The sequence below is a fragment of the Sorangium aterium genome (assembly GCF_028368935.1).
Taxonomy (GTDB): domain Bacteria; phylum Myxococcota_A; class Polyangia; order Polyangiales; family Polyangiaceae; genus Sorangium; species Sorangium atrum.
In genome coordinates, this window is sequence record NZ_JAQNDK010000004.1 from 247580 (window position 1) to 269237 (window position 21658).

16 protein-coding genes are annotated in these 21658 nt (G+C 68.3%); 8 read left to right on the forward strand and 8 right to left on the reverse strand.

Annotation, left to right across the window (positions count from 1 at the left end; translation table 11 throughout):
- Positions 1-180 precede the first annotated feature (180 nt).
- Positions 181-1551, forward strand: a complete 1371-nt coding sequence (locus tag POL72_RS32285; protein ID WP_272101786.1) for a cytochrome c peroxidase — start codon at positions 181-183, stop codon at positions 1549-1551.
- 53 nt (positions 1552-1604) lie between these two features.
- Here the strand turns inward: POL72_RS32285 and POL72_RS32290 are convergent, their stop codons facing one another.
- Positions 1605-2132, reverse strand: a complete 528-nt coding sequence (locus POL72_RS32290; protein WP_272100388.1) for a hypothetical protein — start codon at positions 2130-2132, stop codon at positions 1605-1607.
- A 338-nt stretch (positions 2133-2470) separates the two neighbouring features.
- Between POL72_RS32290 and POL72_RS32295 the strand changes: the two genes are divergently transcribed.
- On the forward strand, positions 2471-2836 hold the full coding sequence (locus tag POL72_RS32295) for a VOC family protein (protein WP_272100390.1): 366 nt from the start codon (positions 2471-2473) through the stop codon (positions 2834-2836).
- A 25-nt stretch (positions 2837-2861) separates the two neighbouring features.
- Here the strand turns inward: POL72_RS32295 and POL72_RS32300 are convergent, their stop codons facing one another.
- Positions 2862-3749 (reverse strand): TetR/AcrR family transcriptional regulator C-terminal domain-containing protein, encoded by an 888-nt coding sequence (locus POL72_RS32300; RefSeq protein ID WP_272100392.1) that lies wholly within the window; start codon positions 3747-3749, stop codon positions 2862-2864.
- 277 nt (positions 3750-4026) lie between these two features.
- Here POL72_RS32300 and POL72_RS32305 point away from each other — a divergent pair, with 277 nt between their 5' ends.
- A complete protein-coding gene (locus POL72_RS32305; RefSeq protein ID WP_272100394.1) occupies positions 4027-5208 on the forward strand; it encodes an FAD-dependent monooxygenase in 1182 nt (393 codons plus the stop codon).
- Positions 5209-5288: 80 nt separating this feature from the next.
- Here the strand turns inward: POL72_RS32305 and POL72_RS32310 are convergent, their stop codons facing one another.
- A complete protein-coding gene (locus tag POL72_RS32310) occupies positions 5289-5621 on the reverse strand; it encodes a cupin domain-containing protein (protein WP_272100396.1) in 333 nt (110 codons plus the stop codon).
- 69 nt (positions 5622-5690) lie between these two features.
- On the opposite strand from POL72_RS32310, the gene POL72_RS32315 reads away from it, so the two are divergent.
- Entirely contained in the window at positions 5691-6626 is a 936-nt protein-coding gene (locus POL72_RS32315; RefSeq protein WP_272100398.1) for a LysR family transcriptional regulator, read from the forward strand.
- 164 nt (positions 6627-6790) lie between these two features.
- On the opposite strand, the gene POL72_RS32320 is transcribed toward POL72_RS32315, so the two are convergent.
- Both POL72_RS32320 and POL72_RS32325 read right to left on the reverse strand, forming a co-directional pair.
- Complete coding sequence (locus POL72_RS32320; RefSeq protein WP_272100400.1) at positions 6791-7294, reverse strand: hypothetical protein; 504 nt, start codon at positions 7292-7294, stop codon at positions 6791-6793.
- A gap of 246 nt (positions 7295-7540) precedes the next feature.
- Positions 7541-8542 (reverse strand): hypothetical protein, encoded by a 1002-nt coding sequence (locus POL72_RS32325; protein ID WP_272100402.1) that lies wholly within the window; start codon positions 8540-8542, stop codon positions 7541-7543.
- Positions 8543-8589: 47 nt separating this feature from the next.
- Here POL72_RS32325 and POL72_RS32330 point away from each other — a divergent pair, with 47 nt between their 5' ends.
- Entirely contained in the window at positions 8590-9165 is a 576-nt protein-coding gene (locus POL72_RS32330; RefSeq protein ID WP_272100404.1) for a 3'-5' exonuclease, read from the forward strand.
- 120 nt (positions 9166-9285) lie between these two features.
- Here POL72_RS32330 and POL72_RS32335 read toward each other — a convergent pair whose 3' ends face one another.
- Positions 9286-9981: a hypothetical protein gene (locus POL72_RS32335; RefSeq protein ID WP_272100406.1), complete on the reverse strand. Its 696-nt coding sequence runs from the start codon at positions 9979-9981 to the stop codon at positions 9286-9288.
- A 1050-nt stretch (positions 9982-11031) separates the two neighbouring features.
- On the opposite strand from POL72_RS32335, the gene POL72_RS32340 reads away from it, so the two are divergent.
- Both POL72_RS32340 and POL72_RS32345 read left to right on the forward strand, forming a co-directional pair.
- The gene (locus POL72_RS32340) at positions 11032-13293 is read left to right on the forward strand and encodes an SdrD B-like domain-containing protein (RefSeq protein WP_272100408.1); all 2262 of its coding nucleotides are present in this window, start codon (positions 11032-11034) and stop codon (positions 13291-13293) included.
- Between the two features lie 497 nt (positions 13294-13790).
- Positions 13791-14147 carry a hypothetical protein gene (locus POL72_RS32345; protein WP_272100410.1) on the forward strand — a complete coding sequence of 119 codons (357 nt, stop codon included), beginning with the start codon at positions 13791-13793 and terminating at the stop codon, positions 14145-14147.
- A gap of 176 nt (positions 14148-14323) precedes the next feature.
- On the opposite strand, the gene POL72_RS32350 is transcribed toward POL72_RS32345, so the two are convergent.
- The gene (locus tag POL72_RS32350; RefSeq protein WP_272100412.1) at positions 14324-15619 is read right to left on the reverse strand and encodes a trypsin-like serine protease; all 1296 of its coding nucleotides are present in this window, start codon (positions 15617-15619) and stop codon (positions 14324-14326) included.
- A 627-nt stretch (positions 15620-16246) separates the two neighbouring features.
- Here POL72_RS32350 and POL72_RS32355 point away from each other — a divergent pair.
- Positions 16247-17365, forward strand: coding sequence for a hypothetical protein (locus tag POL72_RS32355; protein ID WP_272100414.1), 1119 nt, complete (start codon positions 16247-16249; stop codon positions 17363-17365).
- 120 nt (positions 17366-17485) lie between these two features.
- Here POL72_RS32355 and POL72_RS32360 read toward each other — a convergent pair whose 3' ends face one another.
- The gene (locus tag POL72_RS32360) at positions 17486-20479 is read right to left on the reverse strand and encodes a DNRLRE domain-containing protein (protein WP_272100416.1); all 2994 of its coding nucleotides are present in this window, start codon (positions 20477-20479) and stop codon (positions 17486-17488) included.
- Positions 20480-21658: the final 1179 nt, after the last annotated feature.

Below are 21658 nucleotides of genomic sequence, written 5' to 3' on the forward strand. Positions count from 1 at the left end.
GTACGGCAGAGCCGCGCGCCAGATGGGAGAGCTGAGAAACCTAGCCAGCTCATCAATCCCACTCGCTCAGACGGACGAACCATGACCCAACACACATTCCGCAGAGAGCGCGAGCCGTCCGGCGGCTCGCGTCCAGGCCGGCTCGTGACCCGCCCTTGGTGCTGGGCCGCAGTCGTGCTGATGGCGACGAGCGCCTGTGGCACGAGCAGCACGAGCAGAGAGGACCTCACGGGAGAGCAGCTCTTCAGCACGCCCTTCCCGCGATCCAACGGCCGCTCGTGCGCCACATGCCACGTACCGGAGGACAACTTCACGCTCACACCCGCCCACGTGGCGCGGCTGCTGGAGACGAACCCGGACGACCCGCTGTTCAGCGCGATCGACGCCGACGACCCCACGGCCGAAGAGCTCACGTTCGAACACCTGAAAAAGGGACTCGTGCGCGTGTGGCTCACGTTGCCCGACAACGTGGACCTGATAGACGATGATGGCGACGTGATCACCCCCAGCGATCGCAAGCTCTTCGTGTGGCGGGGGGTGCCCTCCATCGCTGACTCCGCGTTGACTGCGCCTTTCCAACTGGATGGACGCGTGGAGACGCTCGAAGATCAAGCCCAGGGAGCCATCACCGGGCACAGCGAGAGCGGTAAAGCTCCCCGGGGCGGGCTCGAGCGCATCGCCGCGTTCGAGCGCGATGTCTTCTCCTCGGACCGGGCGCGCAGCGTCGCGGAGTATCTCGCCGGCGGCGGCGACCCGGAGAGCGCGCCCGACGTGGAGGACGGGCTCGAGCTCACTCCGACGGAGGAGCGGGGACGAGAGGTTTACAATGCCATATGCGCGGCATGCCATGGGGGCGGCAACCGGGCGACCATCGTGGATCGAGAGATTCACGATCTGGCCTTCCCGGCCATCAAGCCCGACGGAACCGTGCTTTATGAAGTGCCAGCTACAGATCCTCCGACCCCGGTGCTCGTCGCTCAACCCAGGAACGAATTTCTGAACATTGGGTCAGCATACGAAACATTCATGGGTCAGCTGGACCCTGATTCGCATGTCTTTACAAGGGATGTGAGCTTTCCACGTTACCGGTATCGCTTCTACACGGACGATTCTCGAAGAGAGATCGCCGCGGACCTGCCTCCGGCTCCCCCGCCGGGCTTCGATGACGACCTGGACGGCGATGGCGGCCCCGCGGGCTTCAATGACGATCTGGACAGCGACGGCAACCCCGTCGCGGGGCCGAACTTCGGGCTACAACTCTTTTCTGCCGATCCGGGTCGATCCATGATCACCGGAAGCCCCAACGACTTTGAGGCGTTCGACGTACCGACACTGCGTGGAATAGGGAGAACGGCCCCCTACTTCCACAGCAATGCCGCGGACACCCTGGAAAGGGTTGTTGACGTCTACAGCGACCACCTGCTCTCCAGATTCCCATCTCTCACGCTACCTGGGGAGAAGGAGCCGGACGATGATGGTGATATCGGCCCTCCCGAGGCCATGACCGCCGATCAGAAGAGCGACCTGGTGGCCTTTCTGAAGCGGCTGTAAGAGCGAGCCGACGCGAGCGGATCGTCAGACTGGCCGGATCCAGCCAGTTTCAGTCAAAACCGGCCACCGCCACCCGCCGACTGGCCGCCGCCACCCGCCGACTGGCCGCCGCCACCCTCCGACTGGCCGCCGCCACCCTCCGACTGGCCGCCGCCACCCTCCGACTGGCCGCCGCCACCCTCCGACTGGCCGCCGCCACCCTCCGACTGGCCACCACCGCCCTCCAACCGACCACCAGTGCCTTCCGACGGGCCACCACGGCCGCCACCACCGCCCGCGATGTGGCAGCGAGCGGGCACTTTCGTGGAGATCACCTCATAGCAGCACGCGCCATCTCGCTGCTTCGCGTCGCTCTCTACCGACAGGATCAAGTCAGAGCAACGTTCCTTGATCAGGTTGAGCTCCTCCCGCGCCTGGTCGCGGTCCAGGCACGCCCCGAGCTCCTCGGGCCACTCGAAGCAGCGGATGTCGTTCCCGGCGCAGCCCGGCGCCGCGATGAGGGGCGCGGCTGCGGTTGACGGACCGGCGCTCAGCAGGAGACCGGCAAGGAGCGTTCGTCGAAAGGATCGGTCGAGCAGCATGAGGTGCACCTCCAGCCCATACCCCGCCGCCTCATCAGCACAGCGGCAAGCTCGAAACAGGGTGCCTCGTGCGGGCTGCCATCGCAACCATGGATCACCCGCCGCGGCCGAGGGCCGCGGGACGTCTCGCCGGAGCTCCGCTGGCCCTCGGTATCGGGCGTGAGCGCGGCGCTCTGCTGCTCGCGCAGGTCTGAGCCGGCGAGATGGCCGGGCGCCGCCCATCGCCCCCGGCCTTGTCCGGCTGGAGCGCGCAGGGGGAGTCAAGCATGGAAGAGGACGCGCGCGCCGCTTGACGATCCACGCTCCGGATCGAATGGCAAGAGGGGAGGGGATCACCGATGTCGATCGAGCTCAACCACACCATCGTCCCCGCGCACGACAAGGAGGCTGCCGCGCAGTTCTTCGCGCGCATGTTCGGACTCGCGGTGGACACCCCGTTCGGGCCGTTCTCCCCCGTGCGCATCAACGGCGGGCTCACGCTCGACTTCGCCGACCGGGAGACGTTCGAGCCGCACCACTACGCGTTCTTCGTGGACGACGCGGAGTTCGACCGGATCTTCGAGCGCGTCCAGCGCGCCGGCATCCCCTTCAGCGCCGATCCGCACGCGAAGGAGATGGGCCGGATCAACCACCGGAAGGGCGGCCGCGGCTTCTACTTCCGCGATCTCGACGGGCACATCCTCGAGGTGCTGACGCGCGCGTGAGCTCGGCTTCGCGTCGCGGGCCCGCTCATTCGCGCGGCCGCAGCGTCTTCATGAGGCCGTCGATCATCGGCTGGAGGCCGAACTCGAACACGCGATCGAGGTTGAAATCGTACCCGCCCGAGAGCTCGTTCAGCAGCCTTGCGAAGCTCGGATACGGCCCCGACGTCGCGATCGCCAGGAACGCGGCCCCCTGCGATTCGTTCCACTGCGCTTCGGTCATCCCCGTGGTCGCCTCGGCCTCGCGCTCCGACTCTAGGTTCACGGCGACGCCGCGAACGTAGCTGTAGAGCGTCATGTGCGCCTCGATCCGGGTCACCGCGTCGAGCCCGGGGGCTTCCATGGCTCGCAGGATCCACTCGGCGTGCGCGATCACGTTGCGCAGCGCGACCGGCCGCGCGAGCGGCATCACGTGCGCGAGCCACCCGTGCCGCCGGTACAGCGCCCACTGCGCGCGGGCCGCGCGGATCAGGGCCTCGCGCAGATCGCGAGGAGGCGATCTCGGCAGCGGGTGTTCGCCGAACACCTCATCGATCATGAGGAGCACGAGCGCGTCTTTCCCCTCCACATACCGGTAGAGCGACATCGTCGGCACGCCGAGCTTCGCGGCGACACCGCGCATGGAGAGGGCGTCGAGCCCCTCGTCGTCGGCGAGCAGGATGGCGATCTGCACGATCCGCTCGCGCGTCAGGGCGCCGCCTCGTTCGGACGGCTCGCGTGCCGCGCGATCGCCCTCGGCCACCACGTGGCCCGAGCGCGGGATCGATCGGATGAGCCCCTCGTGGCGCAGGGTCGACAGCGCCTTGGTGGCGGTGGCGTGCGCGACGCCGAAGGAGCGGACGATCTGGCGCGTCGATGGGATGCGATCGCCCGCACGGAGGCGCCCGGACGCGATGCGCGCGCGCAATTCGTTCACGATCTGCACGTAGGGCGGTCCGTCGCCCGACTTGCGACGGTTCGTCGACGCACCGCGCTTCACCGGAGGCATGGTGACTGTACTAGCACAGATGTTCCGTTGAAAGAGCGCGCGATGGCGCCGGGATAGAGCGCGCAGCCGCAGCTGTTCTAGCCTAGAATCTTCGGCCATGGCGCCCTAGGGGGGGTGCCGGGCGCCGCCGTCGTCGCCATGCTCGTGCGTACGTCGTACGCGACAGGTTGCGTACGTCGTACGCAACCTTCCCCCCGAGGTCCCCATGTCGAACGGCACCGTCCTCGTCTCCGGCGCAGGCATCGCAGGCCCCGCGCTCGCCTACTGGCTCTCGCGTCGCGGGTTCACCCCCACCGTGGTGGAGCGCGCCCCCGCCCTGCGGGCAGGAGGCAACGCCGTGGACTTCCGCGGGCCGACGCACCTGCGCGTCCTCGGCGAGATGGGGGTGCTCGACGCGATTCGACAGCATCAGACCCACATGCGGGATCTCGCCATGGTGGACGAGGCCGGCCGGCGAATCGTCACGCTCCCCGCGGCGTTCGCGAGCGGCGACGTCGAGATCGAGCGCGGCGATCTCAGCCGCATCCTCCACGACGCCGCGAAGGACGCGGCCGAGTTCGTGTTCGACGACAGCATCGCCTCGCTCACCGAGACGCCCGGCGGCGTCGACGTCACGTTCGAGCGCGGCCGGCCGCGGCGCTTCGACCTGGTCGTGGGCGCCGACGGGCTGCACTCCCGCGTGCGCGCGCTCGCGTTCGGCGACGAGTCGAGGTTCCTGCGCTTCCACGGCCATTACGTGGCGACGTTCGCCGCGCCGAACCACCTCGGCCTCGATCACCAGGGCCTCATCTTCAGCGAGCCGGGGCGGGCCGCCAGCATCACGAGCGCCCGCCGCCCCGACGAGGCAACGGCGCTCCTGATGTTCGCCTCCAGGCCGCTCGACCACGATCCGCGCGAGGTCGCGCAGCACAAGGCGATCCTGGCCGAGCGGTTTGCGGGGATGGGGTGGGAGGTGCCGCGTCTGCTCGAGGCGATGAGGCAGAGTCCGAGTCTGTATTTCGACGCCGTGGGGCGGATCGACATGGATAGCTATTCCCGCGGTCGCGTCGTGCTCCTGGGCGACGCCGGCTACGGCGGCACCCTCGGCGGACAGGGGACCGGCCTCGCCGTGGTCTGCGCGTACGTGCTCGCGGGTGAGCTCGCCGTCGCGAAGGGAGATCATCGCGCCGCGTTCCAGCGCTACGAGGCGCGGATCCGTCGGTATGCCCGGCGCTGCCAGCAGGGGGCGAAGCACGTCGGCTCGTTCTACGCACCGCCGACCCGCGTGCAGCTCGCGCTGCGCAACACGATGTACCGGGCGCTCACCTCGCGCCCGCTCTCCCGCTGGTTCGAGAAGATGGTCACGAGCGCCGCCAGCGACCTCGTGCTCCCCGCGTACCCGGCGTGACCTCCTCGAGGTGCTGACGCGCGCGTGAGACACCTCGGCGTGGACGCGCTCACCGCAGCACTTCCCCCGAGGGCCGCCGCTCAGCGCGCGTCGATGACGTCGAGGCCGCCTGGGAGGACGACGAAAAAGACGCTCTCCTCCTCGGCGTATCCGTCGTGGCGCTCGCCCGGCGCGGTCCATAGGTAGTCGCCTGGCGAGAGCACCCGCTCGCCGATCCGAAGCCTCCCCGAGACGAGGTACGTCTCTTCGCCGCCGGGGTGGTCGTGGCGCCGCGCGTGCGCCCCCTTCTCCATGCGAACGAGCACCGTGAGCCCGTTGCCGCCGTCGTGGCGGCGCAGGAAGCTGAACTGGATGCCGGGCGCGACGGTCTCGAAGGACTGATCTTGCTGAGGGCGGAAGGTCGTCGTGTTCATGAATCCACTATGATCGTCGTCTCGGCATGTGAGAAACTCATGTTTCGCATGGCTTCATGAGGGCAGCTCATGTCCCAGATGCTCGAGATCCGCCACCTCCGCCTCGTCCGCGCCATCGCCGAAGAGGGCGGGCCCACGCGCGCCGCGGCGCGCCTTCACCTGACGCAGTCCGCCGTGAGCCATCAGCTCGCCGAGCTCGAAGGCCGCCTCGGGGTCGTCCTGTTCACGCGCGTCCGGCGCCAGCTCAAGCTCACCCCGGCCGGCGCGCGGCTGCTCGACGCCGCGCGCACGATGCTCGTCGATCTGGCGCGTATCGAGCGGGACCTGCAGTACGCCGGATCGCGCAGGCACGAGGTATTCCGCATCGCCGTCGAGTGCTTCACCACGTACTACTGGCTCCCGCCGGTCCTCTCGGCGCTCGCGAAGGACCATCCGCACGTCGACGTGCGCATCGTGCTCGAGGCGCGGCGCGAGCCCGTCGCCGCGCTCCTCCGCGGCGAGATCGAGCTCGCCGTCGTGAGCTCGCCGGTGCGTGATCGCGCGCTCGTCGTCGAGCCGCTCTTCGAGGACGAGTGGACGGTCATCGTCTCACCGTCGCACCCGCTCGCCGCGCGTCCGTACGTCACCGCGATCGAGCTCGGTCAGGAGAAGCTCCTCACCCACGACGCCCCGCGGAGCGACGTCGAGCGACTTCGCGAGCTCATCGCCAGCGAGCGCGCGCCGATGCCGCTCGCCGCGCGCATCCCGCTCACCGACGCGCTCGTGGATCTGGTCAAGGCCGGCCTCGGCGTCGGGCTCGTCTCCCGGTGGGCCGTCGCGCCGGACATCGCGCGCGGCGAGGTCGCTGCGCGCCGCCTCACCCGCGAGGGCCTCCCGGAGCAGTGGGCGGCCGTCTACAGGCGCGACGCGGCTGCGCGCTTTCCGCTCGCGCGCTTCGTCGAGCTCCTTCGCGCGCCGTCTTCCCTCATCACCCCTTCACGCGCGCGCCGGCGACGGTCCCGTTGACGATGGCCTGTCTTTCCCAAGGGGCGTCAGGCCGTCGACGAGGACTGAGCCGGCGCGCCCACCGATGTTCCAGCGTGCTCACCCACCCGAGGGCCGCCGCGCTGGAAGAGCACCGGTCCTGCGCCGCAAGGCGCTCGGGACGCTGCATAGCCGCGCGGGCTGACTCAACCCTCGCGCGCCGCGCGGATCGCCTCCGCGAGGCCGGCGGCGGTGAGCTCGGGGTCCTTCAGGAGCGTCGCCGCCCAGGTCGCGAGCTCGCCGGTCGTCCGGAAGACGTTCGGCGCCCGCCCCGTGGTCAGCGCCATCATGATGGAGCGGACCGAGGAGGCGATGAACCCCTCCGACTCGACGAGCGTGGCCGTGCCCCTGAGGTTCCGGGAAGGGGAGCTCGCCGCCCGCCGCATCGCGGCCCGGCTCGCCTCGTCCGGCGGTAGGGTGTGCTGAAGGGGGAGGACGACGACGAAGACCGCGCCGCCCGGCTGGCTCGCCGACCAGCGAGCGAAGAGCTCCCGCGAGCGATCGATCCCGGCCGCGCTGGCATTGCCCCGCCAGACCAGCAGCATGAGCCGCCGCCACACCGCCACCACGTACCCGTCCGTGCGTTCGAGCAGCTCGGCCGTCATCGGAGGCAGCTCGGCCGTCATCGGAGGAGGACGGGCCGTTATCATCGTGGAGGATTGTCCTTCCGCCGGGGGGATGGTCGTCAAGCCCATGCCGCTACTCCGACGCTCGCGATCCCGCCGCTTCGGTTCGCCGCGTCACACTTTCTCGCGCAGCGATCCGGCTTCTTTTTCCTGCGCGCTCCAGGGGATCGAGGGGAAGCTGCGCGACGACCAGAAGCTTCTCCCCGGGGGCCGCCGGTGCCGAGAAGGAATAAGAATATGCAGAAGGTCGAGCAGGCGTCATGATCCGTCTCACCCCTTGTTTCCCGCTCGCCGCTCGAACCGCAGCCTGAGCACCTCGTCCTCGAGCTCGTTCGCGATCGCCATCGCCCGCCGCCTCGCCTCCGCGCCCTCCTCGCCGGCCACGATTCGCGCCAGCATGTTCAGCGCCATCGCGCGCATCCGCATGAGCCCGCCGTCCCCCGCGTGCCGGCACGCCTCGCGCGCGAGCTCCGCGCCTTCCTCGGGGAAACCCTGCTTCCACCGCGCATACGCCAGCCCGTTCGCCCGCCGCGCCCGCGCGAAGGCCGGACCGTCCTCCGGGATGCGCCGGTAAAGCGCCTCGGCAGCCGCCGGATCCGGCTGCTTGCCGCCCCAGGAGCGGTTCCGCTCGAAGGCGCGTTGATCGATCCACCGGGCGAACAGGCAGGCTCGGTCGTGGGCGGGCATCGGCAGCTCGAAGAGCGGCTCGATCTCGTCGAGCAGGCCGGCCACGCGCGCGACGTCATCACGGCTCGCCAGGAAGGCCTCCGTGAGCAGAGCCTCCACCCGCGCCTCGGGCGGGGCCTTTCCGAGCAGCGGCCGGATGCGGGCGAGGTGCGCCTTTCCGGCCTCGCGGTCGTCGCCGCGCAGCGCGCAGGTGGCGTGGGTGAGGGCGAGGAAGACGTGGGAGGTCGGATCCTCGCTCACCGGCGGTCGATCCCAGAGGCGCAAGAGGTCCTGGGCGAGGGGCAGGGGCAGGTCGGTGAACCGCGAGTGATAGGCGCCCATCCAGCGGGCGCGCTCGGTGAGCGCGTCCGGCAAGCCGAAGGCCGCGAGCGCGCGCGCCCCCCACGTCCCGCCGTCCCGCTGGCCACGCGTCCGCAGCCGGCGCAGGGCGCGCTCGATCGAGGTGACGTCGTCCTCGTAGCCACGCAGGGAGGAGAGCCGCTCGGCGACCGCGGTCAACGAGCCGTGCTGCGCGACGAGCCAGGCGACGTAATCCTCCCAGGAAAAGCCTGCGGGAGCGGCCTGTCCGGTTTCGTGTCCGGGCATTTTCTGAGGGCGGATCGTATCAAGGTTCAGCAGAAAGGAGGACGGACATGGGAAAGGATCCTGCATTTTTCCTGGTGATCGATCTGGAGGCGACATGTGACGAGGAGGGCCGCATCCCCGAGCGCATCATGGAGATCATCGAGATCGGCGCGGTCCTCGTGGACGGCGCGACGCTCGAGCCCGTGAGCGAGCTCGCCACCTTCGTGCGCCCGGTCATCCGGCCGAAGCTCACCGAGTTCTGCACGAAGCTCACCACGATCACGCAAGCAGACGTCGATTCCGCGCCCACGTTCCCCGAAGCCATCGCGGCGCTCGGGCGCTTCGTCGGCCAGCGAGAGGCGCTCTTCTGCTCGTGGGGCGATTACGACCGCAAGCAGTTCGAGATCGACGCGGCCCGCTGGGGCGTGCCCCTGCCGCTGCAGGGGCACATGAACATCAAGAAGCGCTTCTCCGCGGCGCTCGGGGTGACCCAGCGCTACGGCATGGCGAGCGCGCTCGAGCGGCTCGGACTCCCGCTCCACGGGACACACCACCGCGGGATCGACGACGCCCGCAACATCGCACGAATCCTGCCTTACGCGATCGGCCGCGCGCCCATCCCGGCGGCGGGGCCCGCGGGGTGAGCGCCTATCCCGATGCACATGCGTGAGTTGCTCCACGACGAAGCGGGCGCGGTCGAAGGCCTCGAGGAGGTCGGCGCGCTCGATCCAAACGACGGAGTCGCGTGAAGCGCTGAAGCGGTTCTACGCGGCTTTCGCCGGCTTCGGGTTCAGCTCGAGGAAGCGGCGCTGGTAGGCGTACGAGCGAAAGCGAATCTTCAGCGGCGGCTTGTTGTTGCTCTCGATCTCGACCTTCGCGCCATCGTCGTGCTCGGCGCAGTGCGGGATGCGCAGCGTGTAGGTCGTGCCGCCGCCGGTGCGCACAGCGATGCTCCCGAGCGCGAGCCCGGCCGCGGCGACGGCCGCGTTGGTCCCTGTCTCACCGTCATGCGCCTTCGCCTCGATGCCGCGGGTCGCCGGCTTCGCGCACACGCAGCAGCCTTCCGGCCAGCGGATCGTCTCGCTCGTCACCGGCACTGGAAAGCCCGGCTCCGGATGGACGTAGTCGTCGGCGAGCACGGTGAGGACGCGCTTGTCGACGAGGTACGCGGCCTGGCACTTGTCGCAGAACGCCGGGTCGTCGGTATGGTTGAGCTCGATCTCCGTGAGCGTCGCCTGGCAGCGCGGGCACGTCGCCGTGCCGGCCAGGTCCTTGGCGGCCAGGAGCGACCCGAGCGCGAACACCGCGAGCCCGAGGCCGCCGACGAGACAGAGCAGCCACAGCGGACCGGAGCGGCCGATCATCGCGTTGAAACAGAGGAACGAGAGGCCGGCGAGCACCGCCGTGATGACGGCGTACTTGACGGTGGAGCCGGTGTTGCGGGTCACGGTGGACGTCATGAGCGCGACCTTAGCGCCGGTCGACCCTCGAGCGCGCGCCGAACGCTGTCGGGGAAAGAGGGTAGAGGGTAGGAGGGTAGCGCGTCAAAACGCCCTTCGGCGGTCCAGTACCATCCTGCCCCACGTGCCCGTGGACGTGATGCCCGGACCGCGACTCCGTCGGGTACTTCATCCGGTAGGCCACCTCACAGCTCCGCAGCGTGCAGGCGATCTCAGCAAAGCCCGGGCGCCGGCGGACGGCCCGAGGCGCCCGTCCCCGGCCGCGGTGGCCGATGAGCGTGGGAGACGTGCGAGACGTGGGAGACGTGCGAGACGAACGATGTGCGATGAGCTGCGCCCGGCACCCAACACCCAGCCGCACGCGAGATGTGAGATCAAGAGCCGCACAAAAAGCTCACGCCGCAAAAAAAGGATCTAGACAGGCGACGCGAAGACTCGTTATCTTGAAAAATGGTCCCGTGCGCATTCTGCATCAAATCTCGTCAGGCACTCCCGCGTACCTGATCCGATCCTGTTCATCCCTCGGCCCCTGCGAAGGGTCGGAGAGGGCCGCTGGGGCCGCTGGGCGTCGTGGCGCGCCACCGCCGAACGCGCGGCGCGAGGCACGCGAGAATCCGCGGACCGCGCGCCGCGCACTGGCCATCGAACTCGACGCGACATCGACGCGGCAGACCGCGCTCTTCTCTGCGTTCCTCCCCACGGGGCGCGAGAAGACGCGAGACGACGCGCGACGACGTGAGACGCCGAAAAACGTCACCGCACGACCCAAAATTGTCACTTCGCAACTCGATGCATTTTTCTCGTCCGCCTTCAAAAAGATCTGGACATCTTCATCTCTGAGTTGCTAACTTAAACACTGTCACCTTGCGCATCCGCTCTCCGATCGAAGCAAAAGCACCCGCGTACTTGATCCGATCCTGATCAGCCTGCGGGGGCTCATTCCGACCGGAGCCCGCGAAACCGACCTCGCCTGACCCGTGTGTCATGGTGCCTGCTATTCGGATGACGCTCCAGCAATGGTTCACCCGTGAGGACCTCAAGGAGCTACCAATGAAGCAGATCGTAATCGCATCTTCTGCCGCGCTCGCCACGCTGTTCATCACCGCCACCAGCCTCGCCAACACCACCGCTCCGTCTCCCACGTGCACCGTGATCAAGCGGGGTGTCCTGGGTGACATCTACAACGCGGAGATCTGGAGCCTCGCCCCGAGCTACCACGTCCCGTCCCCCTTCGAGGTCAACACCGGGTACTCCAGCTCGGTCGGAGAGAAGCGCGCCCTGTTCCGCTTCGATCTGAGCCCCATCCCCGCCGGCTCTCTCGTCACGTCGGCCAAATTTTACGCCCTGTCGTACACGAGCACCGCGAAGACCGTGTACGTCCACCAGGTGCTCGCCCCCTGGAGCGAGGCGCTCGTCACGTGGAACAACTTCGGCGGCATGGATCCCGCCGCGTTCACCTCGTTCGTGCCCAACGTCACGGGGTGGACCACCGTCGACCTCACCGGGATGGTGCAGAGCTGGGTGAGCGGGACGGCGCCGAGCTACGGGATCCTCCTCGAGGAGGGCGCCAGCGGGAAGACGTCGTACAAGGGCAGCGCCCACACCGACCTGAGTTACCGGCCTCTCCTCGAGGTCTGTTACACGGTGCCGAAGGGCTCGATCGGCGACAAGGTGTGGTTCGACGCGAACGCGGACGGCATCGAGGACGCCTCCGAGCTCGGCATCTCCGGCGTCGTCGTCGACCTCTTCGGCGACACGAACTGCGACGGTGTCGCCGAGGGCGCCGCGCTCCAGACGACCGTGACCGGCGCAAACGGCATCTACCGGTTCTCCGAGCTCAACGCGGGCTGTTACGTCGTCGACGTCGACGACACGACGCTCCCGCTCGGCCACCTCCTGACGAGCGACGACGAGCCGATCGGCGTGTCCCTCGGCGTGGGTGAGAACGTCGCCGACGCCGACTTCGGCTACGTGACCTACTCGTCGATCGGCGACACGGTCTGGCTCGACAGCGACGCCGACGGGCTCTACGAGCCGGAGACCGGCGAGCTCGGCGTCAACGGCGTCCGTGTCGAGCTGTTCCAGGGGACCCAGCTGATCGACTTCACCATCACCGGCACCAGCCCCTACACCGGCCAGCCCGGCTTCTACCTCTTCGACACGCTCCCGGCGGGCACCTACTCGGTGGTCATCACGCCCGACAACTTCATGGCGAGCGGCCCGCTCGCCGGACAGGAGCCGACGGCCGACCCCGACGGCGGGCTCGACAACGTGGGTGTCGTCTCGCTCGGCTGGGCACAAGACCTCCTCGACGCGGACTTCGGCTACCAGCTCTCCTGCGGCAACGGCGTCTGCGGCGGCGACGAGAGCTGTTCCACCTGTGCCGTCGACTGCGGCGTCTGCCCGCCCCAGTGCGGCAACGGCACCTGCGAAGCCGGCGAGGACTGCGGCAGCTGCAGCGCCGACTGCGACGTGTGCCCGCCCGCCTGCGGCGACGGCACCTGCAACGGCAGCGAGAGCTGCAGCACCTGCGCGGCCGACTGCGGCACCTGCCCGCCGGTCTGCGGCAACGGCACCTGCGAGGCCGGCGAGGACTGCGGCAGCTGCTCGGACGACTGCGGCGCCTGCCCCGCGGTCTGCGGCAACAACGTCTGCGAGAACGGCGAGGACTGCGCGACCTGCACCGGCGACTGCGGCGCTTGCCCCGCGGTCCCCGGCAACGGCGTCTGCGAGGCTGGCGAGAACTGCTTCGAGGTCCCGAGCGACTGCGGCATCTGCCCGCCGGTCTGCGGCGATAAGGTCTGCGCGGTGGGTGAGACCTGCTCGAGCTGCGCGGCCGACTGCGGCGAGTGCCCGCCGGTCTGCGGCGATGGCGTCTGCAAGGCCGGCTCCGAGGACTGCTCGAGCTGCGCGGCCGACTGCGGCGTCTGCCAGAGCGCCTCTCCCGGCACGGGCACCCCCGGTTACTGGAAGAACCACGAGAGCGCGTGGAAGGTCTCGCAGCTGACCATCGGCGGCAAGACGTACACGAAGGCCCAGCTCCTCGACATCATCAGCCGTCCGACGAAGGGCGACGTCACCTACATCATCGCGAAGCACCTCATCGTCGCCAAGCTCAACGTCGGTATCGGCAACCAGTCGAGCTGCATCGAGGACACCATCGCCGCGGCCGACGCCTGGCTCAAGAAGAACCCGCTCGGCAGCAACGTGAAGGAGGGAGGCAAGAACTCGCCCTGGTCGGTCGGCGAGCCGCTCGCCACGAAGCTCGACGACTACAACAACGGCCTCCTCTGCGCGCCGCACCGTGACTGACCGATGATCGGCCGATAACCGGTAATCGGCCAGCGAGACGAGAGCTCCCCGAGGCCAGCGCCCGCCCAGAGCGAACCGCCTCAAGCGCGACCTGCGCTGGCCCCTCCCCCCTCTCCAGGCTCGCCTCGATCCCCAGGGCCGTTCTGGCCGTTCCGTGGTCAACCCCCTCTACAGCCAACAGTGCGCAGGCGGATCGCCGCCCTGGACGCGCGATGCCCGACGGCTCCCGCTGCGCGTGGAACGACGCCGCGCGCGGCTCCGAACGTCAATCTCCTCGTCGTTGCCGTCCACCGTACAGCCATGCTGGACGCGCTGGTTGAGCCGGAGAACCCTGCGCGATCTGCATCCCTCCCGGAAAAGTGACGCTGTATCCGCAACTTATCCGTGCATCGGGGGCAACGTTCACTCCACGGCCTGCGGGGCGAGCGCCGCGCTGCAACGGAGAGTCTTCGCCTGCGCCACCGTTCTGTCACGAGCGCGGGGCACGCTGCAGGAACATGCTGATCGATCCACCAGCCACAGTGGGACGACACACCGTGACCCTGTACCTCGGGCCCGCGGAGGACGAAGGCCCCGAGGCCAGCGAGTCGCTTGGCGAAGCCATCTGGTTCGACCGCCGGGATCCACGATCCATTCGCCGCGCTCAGGAGATCATCCAGGATCGGCTGGGACTCTCGGCCGCGCCGACGCTGTGCGACGAGCCTTCACCCGGACTCGGGGCAGCGCTGGGCCGGATCCACGCGGCCCTCGTCAGCGTGATCGAGCGCTGGCATCGGCGCAACGCCGGCGAGAATCATCTTGAGCTCGAGCCTCGAAGGACGGGATCCAGCCGCAAGGCATCCCCGTCCTGTTAGGGCGTTTCGGCAAACGCGCGCAACCCAGGCGGACAGCTGTCGAATTGACCATGGACAGGTAGTCTCGGGATCGCTACGGCGATGGTGGCGTATTCATGCCTCGCGCGGCCGGCGCGGGGACGATTCGGCGCTCGGCTCGCGGCGCGAGGAGCGCTGGCCGCGCCGCGCGCTCGCTCCTACAAGCGCTCGATGAGGAAGCTCCGGGTCTGGTTGTCGAAGTTCTGGGGGGCGAGGTTCGCGTCTGCCGTGAGGACGCGCCACTCGGCCGAGTAGCGCCAGAGCCCGTTGTAGAGCGTCAGCCTGAAGCCCGAGGGGACGCGGACGGAGCTGGCCCTCTGGTCCCATGGGGTGCTGTAAAAGAGGGAGGAGCCGACGCCGTACACGACCGAGGCGCCCGAGAAATTGGCGTTCTCGTAGAAGGTGACCACGTCCGGCTGCGGGTCCGAGGCGTGCGCGACGACGATGCTCGAGATGGTGTTGTCGAAGCCCGCGGCCACGAGATTTGTGTCCGAGGTGAAGACGCGCGCCTCGCCCCCGAAGTCGCCGTGCATGAAGGCCGTGACCCGGAGCCCGGCGGGGACCCTGATGGCGCTCACGCGGTTGTCTCCGATGATCGTCATGTTCGGCAGGTCGTAGCGACCGATCCCGAAGCCCTGCGAGACGCCGGAGAAGTTCGAGAGATCGTGGAGCACCACCTGGCCGCTGGGGTGGACGGTGGGGCCGCCGGCGATCGTGGCGTCGATCCAAGCGCGGTGGCGCGCGACGTCGACGCCGAGCTGCCTCGCGTGCAGGTTCGTGCCGTCCTGCCCGTTCGAGGCCGTGAACACGGCGACCTGACGTCCGTCGACGAACCATGGGCCACCGGAGTCGCCGCTCCAGCCCGCGCCCGTCACGCCCGTCGCAATGAGCTCCTCGGCGGAGTACCAGCCGTCGATGTGGATGGTCGCCTTCTTGAGCGACGGCGCCATCACCAGCGGCGTGCCCTCGCTCCCCCAGCCGTAGGCCGTGGCGTCCCTGCCGGTCGCGACCGACGTCGCCTGGGCCAGCTGGACGAACGGTCCATCGGCGTTCTCGGTCAGGTGGAGCAGCGCGATGTCGGCGTCGGCCGAGTGCACCTCGACGGCGTCGACAGCGATGCGCCGGCCCTCGCGGTACGTGTTGCTGCCGACGCGCACCGCCGACGTCTCGCCCTCGTCCGCGATGCAGTGCTGCGCGGTGAGCACCCAGCGCGCCGCGACGAGGGTGCCGGTGCACTGGTAGAAGTCGCCGGTGCTCCCGCGCACGTCGAAGACCTGGACGGCCCAGGGGCTCGCCTCGGCGACCTGGCCGCCGATGATCGCGGACGAATGCGACTCGAACGCCTCGAGCGGCTCGTCTGACGCGCCTTCAATCGAGCAGCCCGTGGAGAGGCCGAGCGCGGCGCCCGCGCACACCGCGAGACCAAGCTTATGACCAAGTTCTCTCTTCTTCATTCTGCCTCCACATCATGATTCTGTTCAGACGATCGTTCGCGCCGACGGAGTCCGCCTCCGCCAGGAGCCAGCGTTCGTCAGCAATCAACGTGACGGGGCCTGTGATTGCGGCGCGCCAGGCTCGGCGACGGCGTCTCCGAGCAGACCCATGGGGCACCTGGCTGAAACCGGTGAAGGGACGGCCGGAGCGGCAGGCCCGAAGGCGGGCGTACGAAATCCGCCCGCGACGGCTCAAAAATCACGTCCAGAGTATGCTGCGCTACTCCGAGCGGCGCCAGGCGACGATCTGGAACAGCCGCGTTCGAGGCGTGGAACGAGGCGGCATCCCGCTGTTCGCGCCGAATTGCATTTTTATGCTGGGCGCGCCGACTCGGTCAGCGCCGTCCACGGCCGATGGGGATCCCCTTTCACGTCGCCTCAAGGCGCCGGGCGTTGATGAATTCGATCGACGCCGCCCTCGATACGCGGCACGTTCACCGACCGTCGTTTCGGCCCGTCCTCCGGATCCCATGACCCCGAAAACGAGTGGCTTATGAGGCTGAGGACCGGCGTGCAGCAGGCCGTAGACTGCTCGGCTGCAACTCCGATCACGAGCGACGCGACGTCCCCGAAAGCGAAGGAGATCTCATGAAGAGAGCGACCAATCGTCCTGCAGCGGGCCTCGGACCGAGCTTGCCGGGGGTGGTCTTGCTGTGCGCCCTCCTCGCAGGGTGCGGTGACGACGAGATGAAGTCGAGCTCCTCATCCATGTCTTCAGGCACCGGAGGCAGCGGCGGCGGAGGCACGAGCGGCGGAAGCGGTGGCGGAGCAGGAGGCGGCGACGCGCCAAGCGCCAAGGGCTACCCCGATCGCTTCACCGTCGGCGCGCCCGGCGTGGGCACCTACGCCCAATCCGATCCCCAGCTCCCGGTGCCGCCCGGGTACACGGAAGTGTGGCCCAGCGACGACCAGAGCAAAGAGTGGGATCTGTACGATTGCGACGGCACTGTCAATCTGGACCACATGTATTTCCACGCGTTCATTTACATCGGCACCGGCTGCCACGGCACGGTCAACATCACCAACTCGATCATCGCGCCGCCGCCCGGCTCCACGAACCGCAGCATCCTGGTCAACGCCGACGAGTCCGCGCCGCTCACCTTGAACATCAGCGATACGACCATTCGCCCCGAGCCGGTCGGCCTCGGAGGTACGAACGCCGCCCTCACCGAGCATGCCGTGAACGCCTGCGCGACGTGCACCATCCGCTTGACCCGGGTGGACGTGGCCAATACCGGCGGCATGTGCCTTTGCAGCCAGAACACGATCGTCGAGCAGAGCTGGTTGCACGACAACTACATCGCGCACCTGGCGGATCCCTCTCTCGCGCATACGGGCGGTATCTTCCCGTACGGGGGCAGCGGGCCGCTCGAGATCAGCCACAACCGACTCGAGCCCGGCGTCGACGCCGCCACTGGCAACGAAGTGCCGAACTATTGGCAAGCCATCACGGCCGTGCTCTTCACCCAGGGCGTCGATGGCTCGACGCTGCAGAACTACGAGGTCCACGACAACTTCGTCTCGCTCGGCGCCTACGACTTCTACCCCGAGAACGGCAAGGACATGATCCTGCGCAACAACGTCTTCGGCCCGAGCCACTGGGGCTACACGACGTCGTGCGCGACGTGTACGTACGCTGATTGGTCCAACAACGTGGTCGGTGACATCGACGGCAACCCCACCAACGAGGTCGTCCCCCAGCCTTGACCTCAGGGCTGCCTCATCGTCGATGTATGGATAATTGATGACGCGCGGGAGTCCGGCGCAGGGCGGGGGAGCCGAAATGCGATCCTCGCACGACTCACCCCTGCGCTCGGCTGCGCGGTGCTACTGGAAGGTCACCGAGAGCGTCGGACGCCTCGCGGCATTGGCCACCTCGCTCGAGCAGATGCGCAGATCCTTGCCGGTCGCGGCGTTGGCGAGCACGAGGCCTTGATTGGCGGCGCTGCTCCGGACCCACCTCTGCACGCTGCCGGGGTCGAGCGCGATCGATTTGCGCTGATAGCCGCTGGCGTCGATGTTCAGGAACTGAAAGGTCGGCCCCTGCACGTCTCCCGAGCCGATGCCCGGCGCGGTCCAGTTGCTGCCCGCGCCCCCGCTGGTGAAGCCGAGCGTCGCGGAGCTGTAGCTCCACGGCGTCTTCATGAAGTTGCCGTTCAGGGCTTGCGGCCCGACCCAGCTCTCGAAGGTCACGTCGAGCGTGGCGGCCGTCACCGTGGCGGTTGTGGGGATCTGCGAGACGTCGAAGCGAATGAGCGCCTTGGTGGTGTAGCTGCGCGTGTCGGCGAGGAGCACGTCGTTGGTCTTGTAGAGCGTGCCGACAGGGTTGCTGGACGAGTAATTCAAACTGGAGATGCTCAGATCTTGCACGCCGGTGTAGCCATTGACGCCCTGCGTGAAGGTCAACGTCTGCGCTGTACCGCTGGGCGTCGTCGGCTGCGTCGGCTCGGTCGGCGTCGACGGCGTCGGCGGCGTCGGCTCGGTGGGCGGCGGCGGTGTGGTCGGCGTCGACGTCGGAGGCGTCGAGGAGCCCGCCGTGACAGCGCCGGTGGCGCTGACCTTGAAGCTCAAGGTCTTGCTGGCGCCCGACACCTGCAGCGCGCCGCCCGCGCTCACGCGGATGCGCCATTTTCCGCCGGAGGCGACGGCCGTGACCGCATATCCGGAGCTGGAGGGCGCAACGTCGACCAGCACGTGCTCGGCTGCCGTTTGCGAGACCAGGTACTCCGCGCTCGACACGGCGCCGGTCGCGGCCTGATCGGCCGAGAACAGCACGACCTGATTCTGCGGCGCCGAGAGCTCGACGCCCACCACGTTGCCGGCGATGACGTTGCCGTCCGCGGACGACAGCCGCGTTTGCTCGCCGAGCGCCGCGCCCGCCGAGACGACGGTCAGCCACTGCTGCGCCGCCGCGCGCACCGGAGCGTGCACCTCGAGCCGCGCCGTCGAAGCCGGCAGAGTCGTCGTCGTCGTGCTCGCGCTCCTCGGCAGCAGCGTGCGCACGCTTCCGACCAGCGTCGCACCCACCACGACGTCGAAGCGCTTCTGTGTCGCATCGGCGGTGGTCACCTGACGCGGCGCTACGGGCGTGTGAAAGCTCATCCACTGGTCGGCGCTGGCCTTCGCCACCGTCGTGCGGTCGAACAGCACGAAGCTGCCTGGACGGAAGAACACCACGTCGCGCGTGAACTGCGAGACCGGCTTGACCGTGGCGCTGCCATACTGGTCTCCGAGGCCCGTGGCGCGCGCGCGCACGAACGCGCCGCGGTCCTCGTACCGCTCTACATGGGCGTTCGAATCGACCGGTGAGAGCGAATTTTGTCCGGGGTTGTACCGGTTCGTGGCGTCGTCGACGAAGAAGGTGTTGTGCAGCCGGCGCTGGCTCGTGCCGTAGCTGTCGTCGTTCACCAGGTTCTCGCAGGCGTTGCCGCAGTTTTGGGGCAACCAGCCGGTCGCGTTCATCAGTACCGGCTGATCGCCGACCACCACGCTCAGACCGCCGGCGTTGAACATCTGCTCACCGGAGTAGGCGGCGTTGATGTACGCGCCGCCGGACAGCGCCCCCCACACGGCCGTCTTGTCCCAGGACGAGCGCATGCCGACGTGGCCAGGGCCGGCCGCGAAGTGCGACAAGGCGCTCGACTGGTACCCGCTCCTGGCGGCGCCCGTATCGCCATACAAGAACTTGGACCACGGCGCCGAGTCGTCGCCTGCCGCCGCGATCACGTCGGCGGCGAAGCCGCGCGCGACGGCCGCCGAGGTGTCACCCTGCTGCTCGAGCATGGTCGCCAGACCGAGGAACAGCGCCGCAGAAGGACGCATGTCGATGCCCGCGCGAATCGTGCCCTGGTCGTCCATGTGCTTGAGCGAGGGCCACGTGAAGTACCGGGCATAGGTCGCCTCCTCGCGGGCCAGCGGCAGCTCCTTCCACCAGTCGAGGCCGGTCGCCGTCTTGGTCGCCCACAGCGCCTCGACCATGTACAAGACGGCCCTGCTGCCGTAGCCCCAGCCCTCCGGCCAGCCTCCGCCGCCCATCATGCTCGTGAACTTCGGCTTCACGAGCTGTCCCCACATGCGCGTTGCGACGTCGCTCCAGTACACGCTGGCCTTGGCGTTCTCGCCCTCGGTCGCCAGCGCCGCCGCGGTCTTGGCCAGGTAGTAGCCGGCGAAGTAGTTGCCGATCGGGTCGTTCTTGATCAACCCGCTCTCGTCGTACCAATCGATCCACGCGTTCATCGAAGCGACCAGGCGCGTCTTGGTCGCGGCCGGCAGCGCCGGGTAGAGCCAGTCGTAGCCGAACGCCATACCGACCACGTAGTTTCGGATGCCGTAACCCTGGTCCGTCGACGGCTTCTGCCCCCCGGACGCGACCGGGGTGCTCATGGCCTCCAGCAGGCGAACGCCGGCCTCGCCGTAGCGAGCCTGCGCGGCCGTGTCGGTCGTCACGCGATAGCAGATGCCCAGCGCGCGCACGACCGGCGGATACTCGTCACCTTGATAGCCTTGCCCGACGTTCGGGTAGCCCGGGTAGGTACTGCCGCTCGGCGGGTGCATCGTGCCGGTCGTGTAATCGTCGCAGCGCTTCTTCAACGCCGTCCAAGCGGCGTCGCCAGCCGCGGCGCGCGCCTTCAGGCGCGCGATGACGGGGTCGGTCAAGATGAGCCGCGCGGCGGGGCGCGCTACCAGCATTTCCTCGCTCGCGCCCACGTCTTCTTCGGCCAGTTCAGCCGGTTCGTCCGAATCGGGGCCGCCCAGGCAGCCGAGCACGCCGGAGATTCCGGCCAAGAAGGTCAAGGCAAGGAAGCGGCTGATTTTACGCATTGAGTCTCCTTTGACTGAAGGCACACACGTGCCCCGTCGCAGACTTGCTTCGTCTGTGGGGTTACCCGTTCAGCGACTGACTTCGAATCGGGGCCTGGGCGGCCCCTCCGCAGTCACGTCCTTATCGAGCGGCGCTCGACGATCGACATCGCCACGAGCGCGGCGATGAGCTTCCCGGCGGCAAACGACCGCGACCCGAAGCCTCGAGAAATCGAATGCATGGCTTTTTCTCCCCCGGCGTCGTCGAACCGCTGTGGTGGACAGGACCGTGACGGGCGAAGGCACCAGGGGGCAGAAGAGGAGCCTCCCGCTGCATGCCTTCGCGCCGCGAACCATCGGTGCAGACCATCCAGCACCAGAGGGTGCGGATACCGGCGCTCTCGTACAACGACTTATTCTCGGATCGATACGTCCGGTCAAGACGAAACACTTTCGAAGATCAAACGACCGCCCAATTAGGTCGCATACTTCGGTCGTTCTTCACATCAAGGTTGCAAATTTCGATGCAGAGCTGACGTGATCAGCTCGCCCGCCGATGTGAAGTAAGGTGTAGAGAAGCGGTCGTTCGCTCGCTTGGATGTATGGATGTAGACGAAATCCGCAGAAATGTTGGTGAGCACCCAGCGTGACTTGGTTATCCATGCCAGCGAACGATCTTTATTGGCCTGACCCCGCATTGGCTGGCTGGGCGGCGGCTCCCGCGACGCGATGGAAGTCGCGCGCTACGTTGGCGGCACCGCTACGCCGCAAGCAAGGAGCCGCTCGCAGTCCTGATCGAGCGCTGCGCCGAGGGGTAGCTACCCGGGTCGCGGCTGGCCAGGGCCGCTGGAGCGCCGCTCGCCGTGACCTTCGTCGGTGGGCTGCTCGGTCTGGCGCCAGCACCGGAGGGGAGAGAGAGGTCGCGGCCGGCGTTCACTCCATGAAGCGCACCGATGCCCAACGGCGCCGGTCTCCGCCGGGCGGTCTCTGCTGGCGCAAGGGCATGGCTTCGGCATTCCAGCGACGCGCTCCTGACCTCGCGACAGCCTTCCGAGGAGCGAGCGCCTATCGGCTACAGGCTGCGTCGTGTGACGTCCTGCGCCGGAGGGACGCTCAGCCCTTCCCGCTCGTCGTCCCAGGCAACCGCGCTGATCTTCCAGCCGGCGGGCGTCTTGACCAGCTGCATGGACTTCGTGCCCC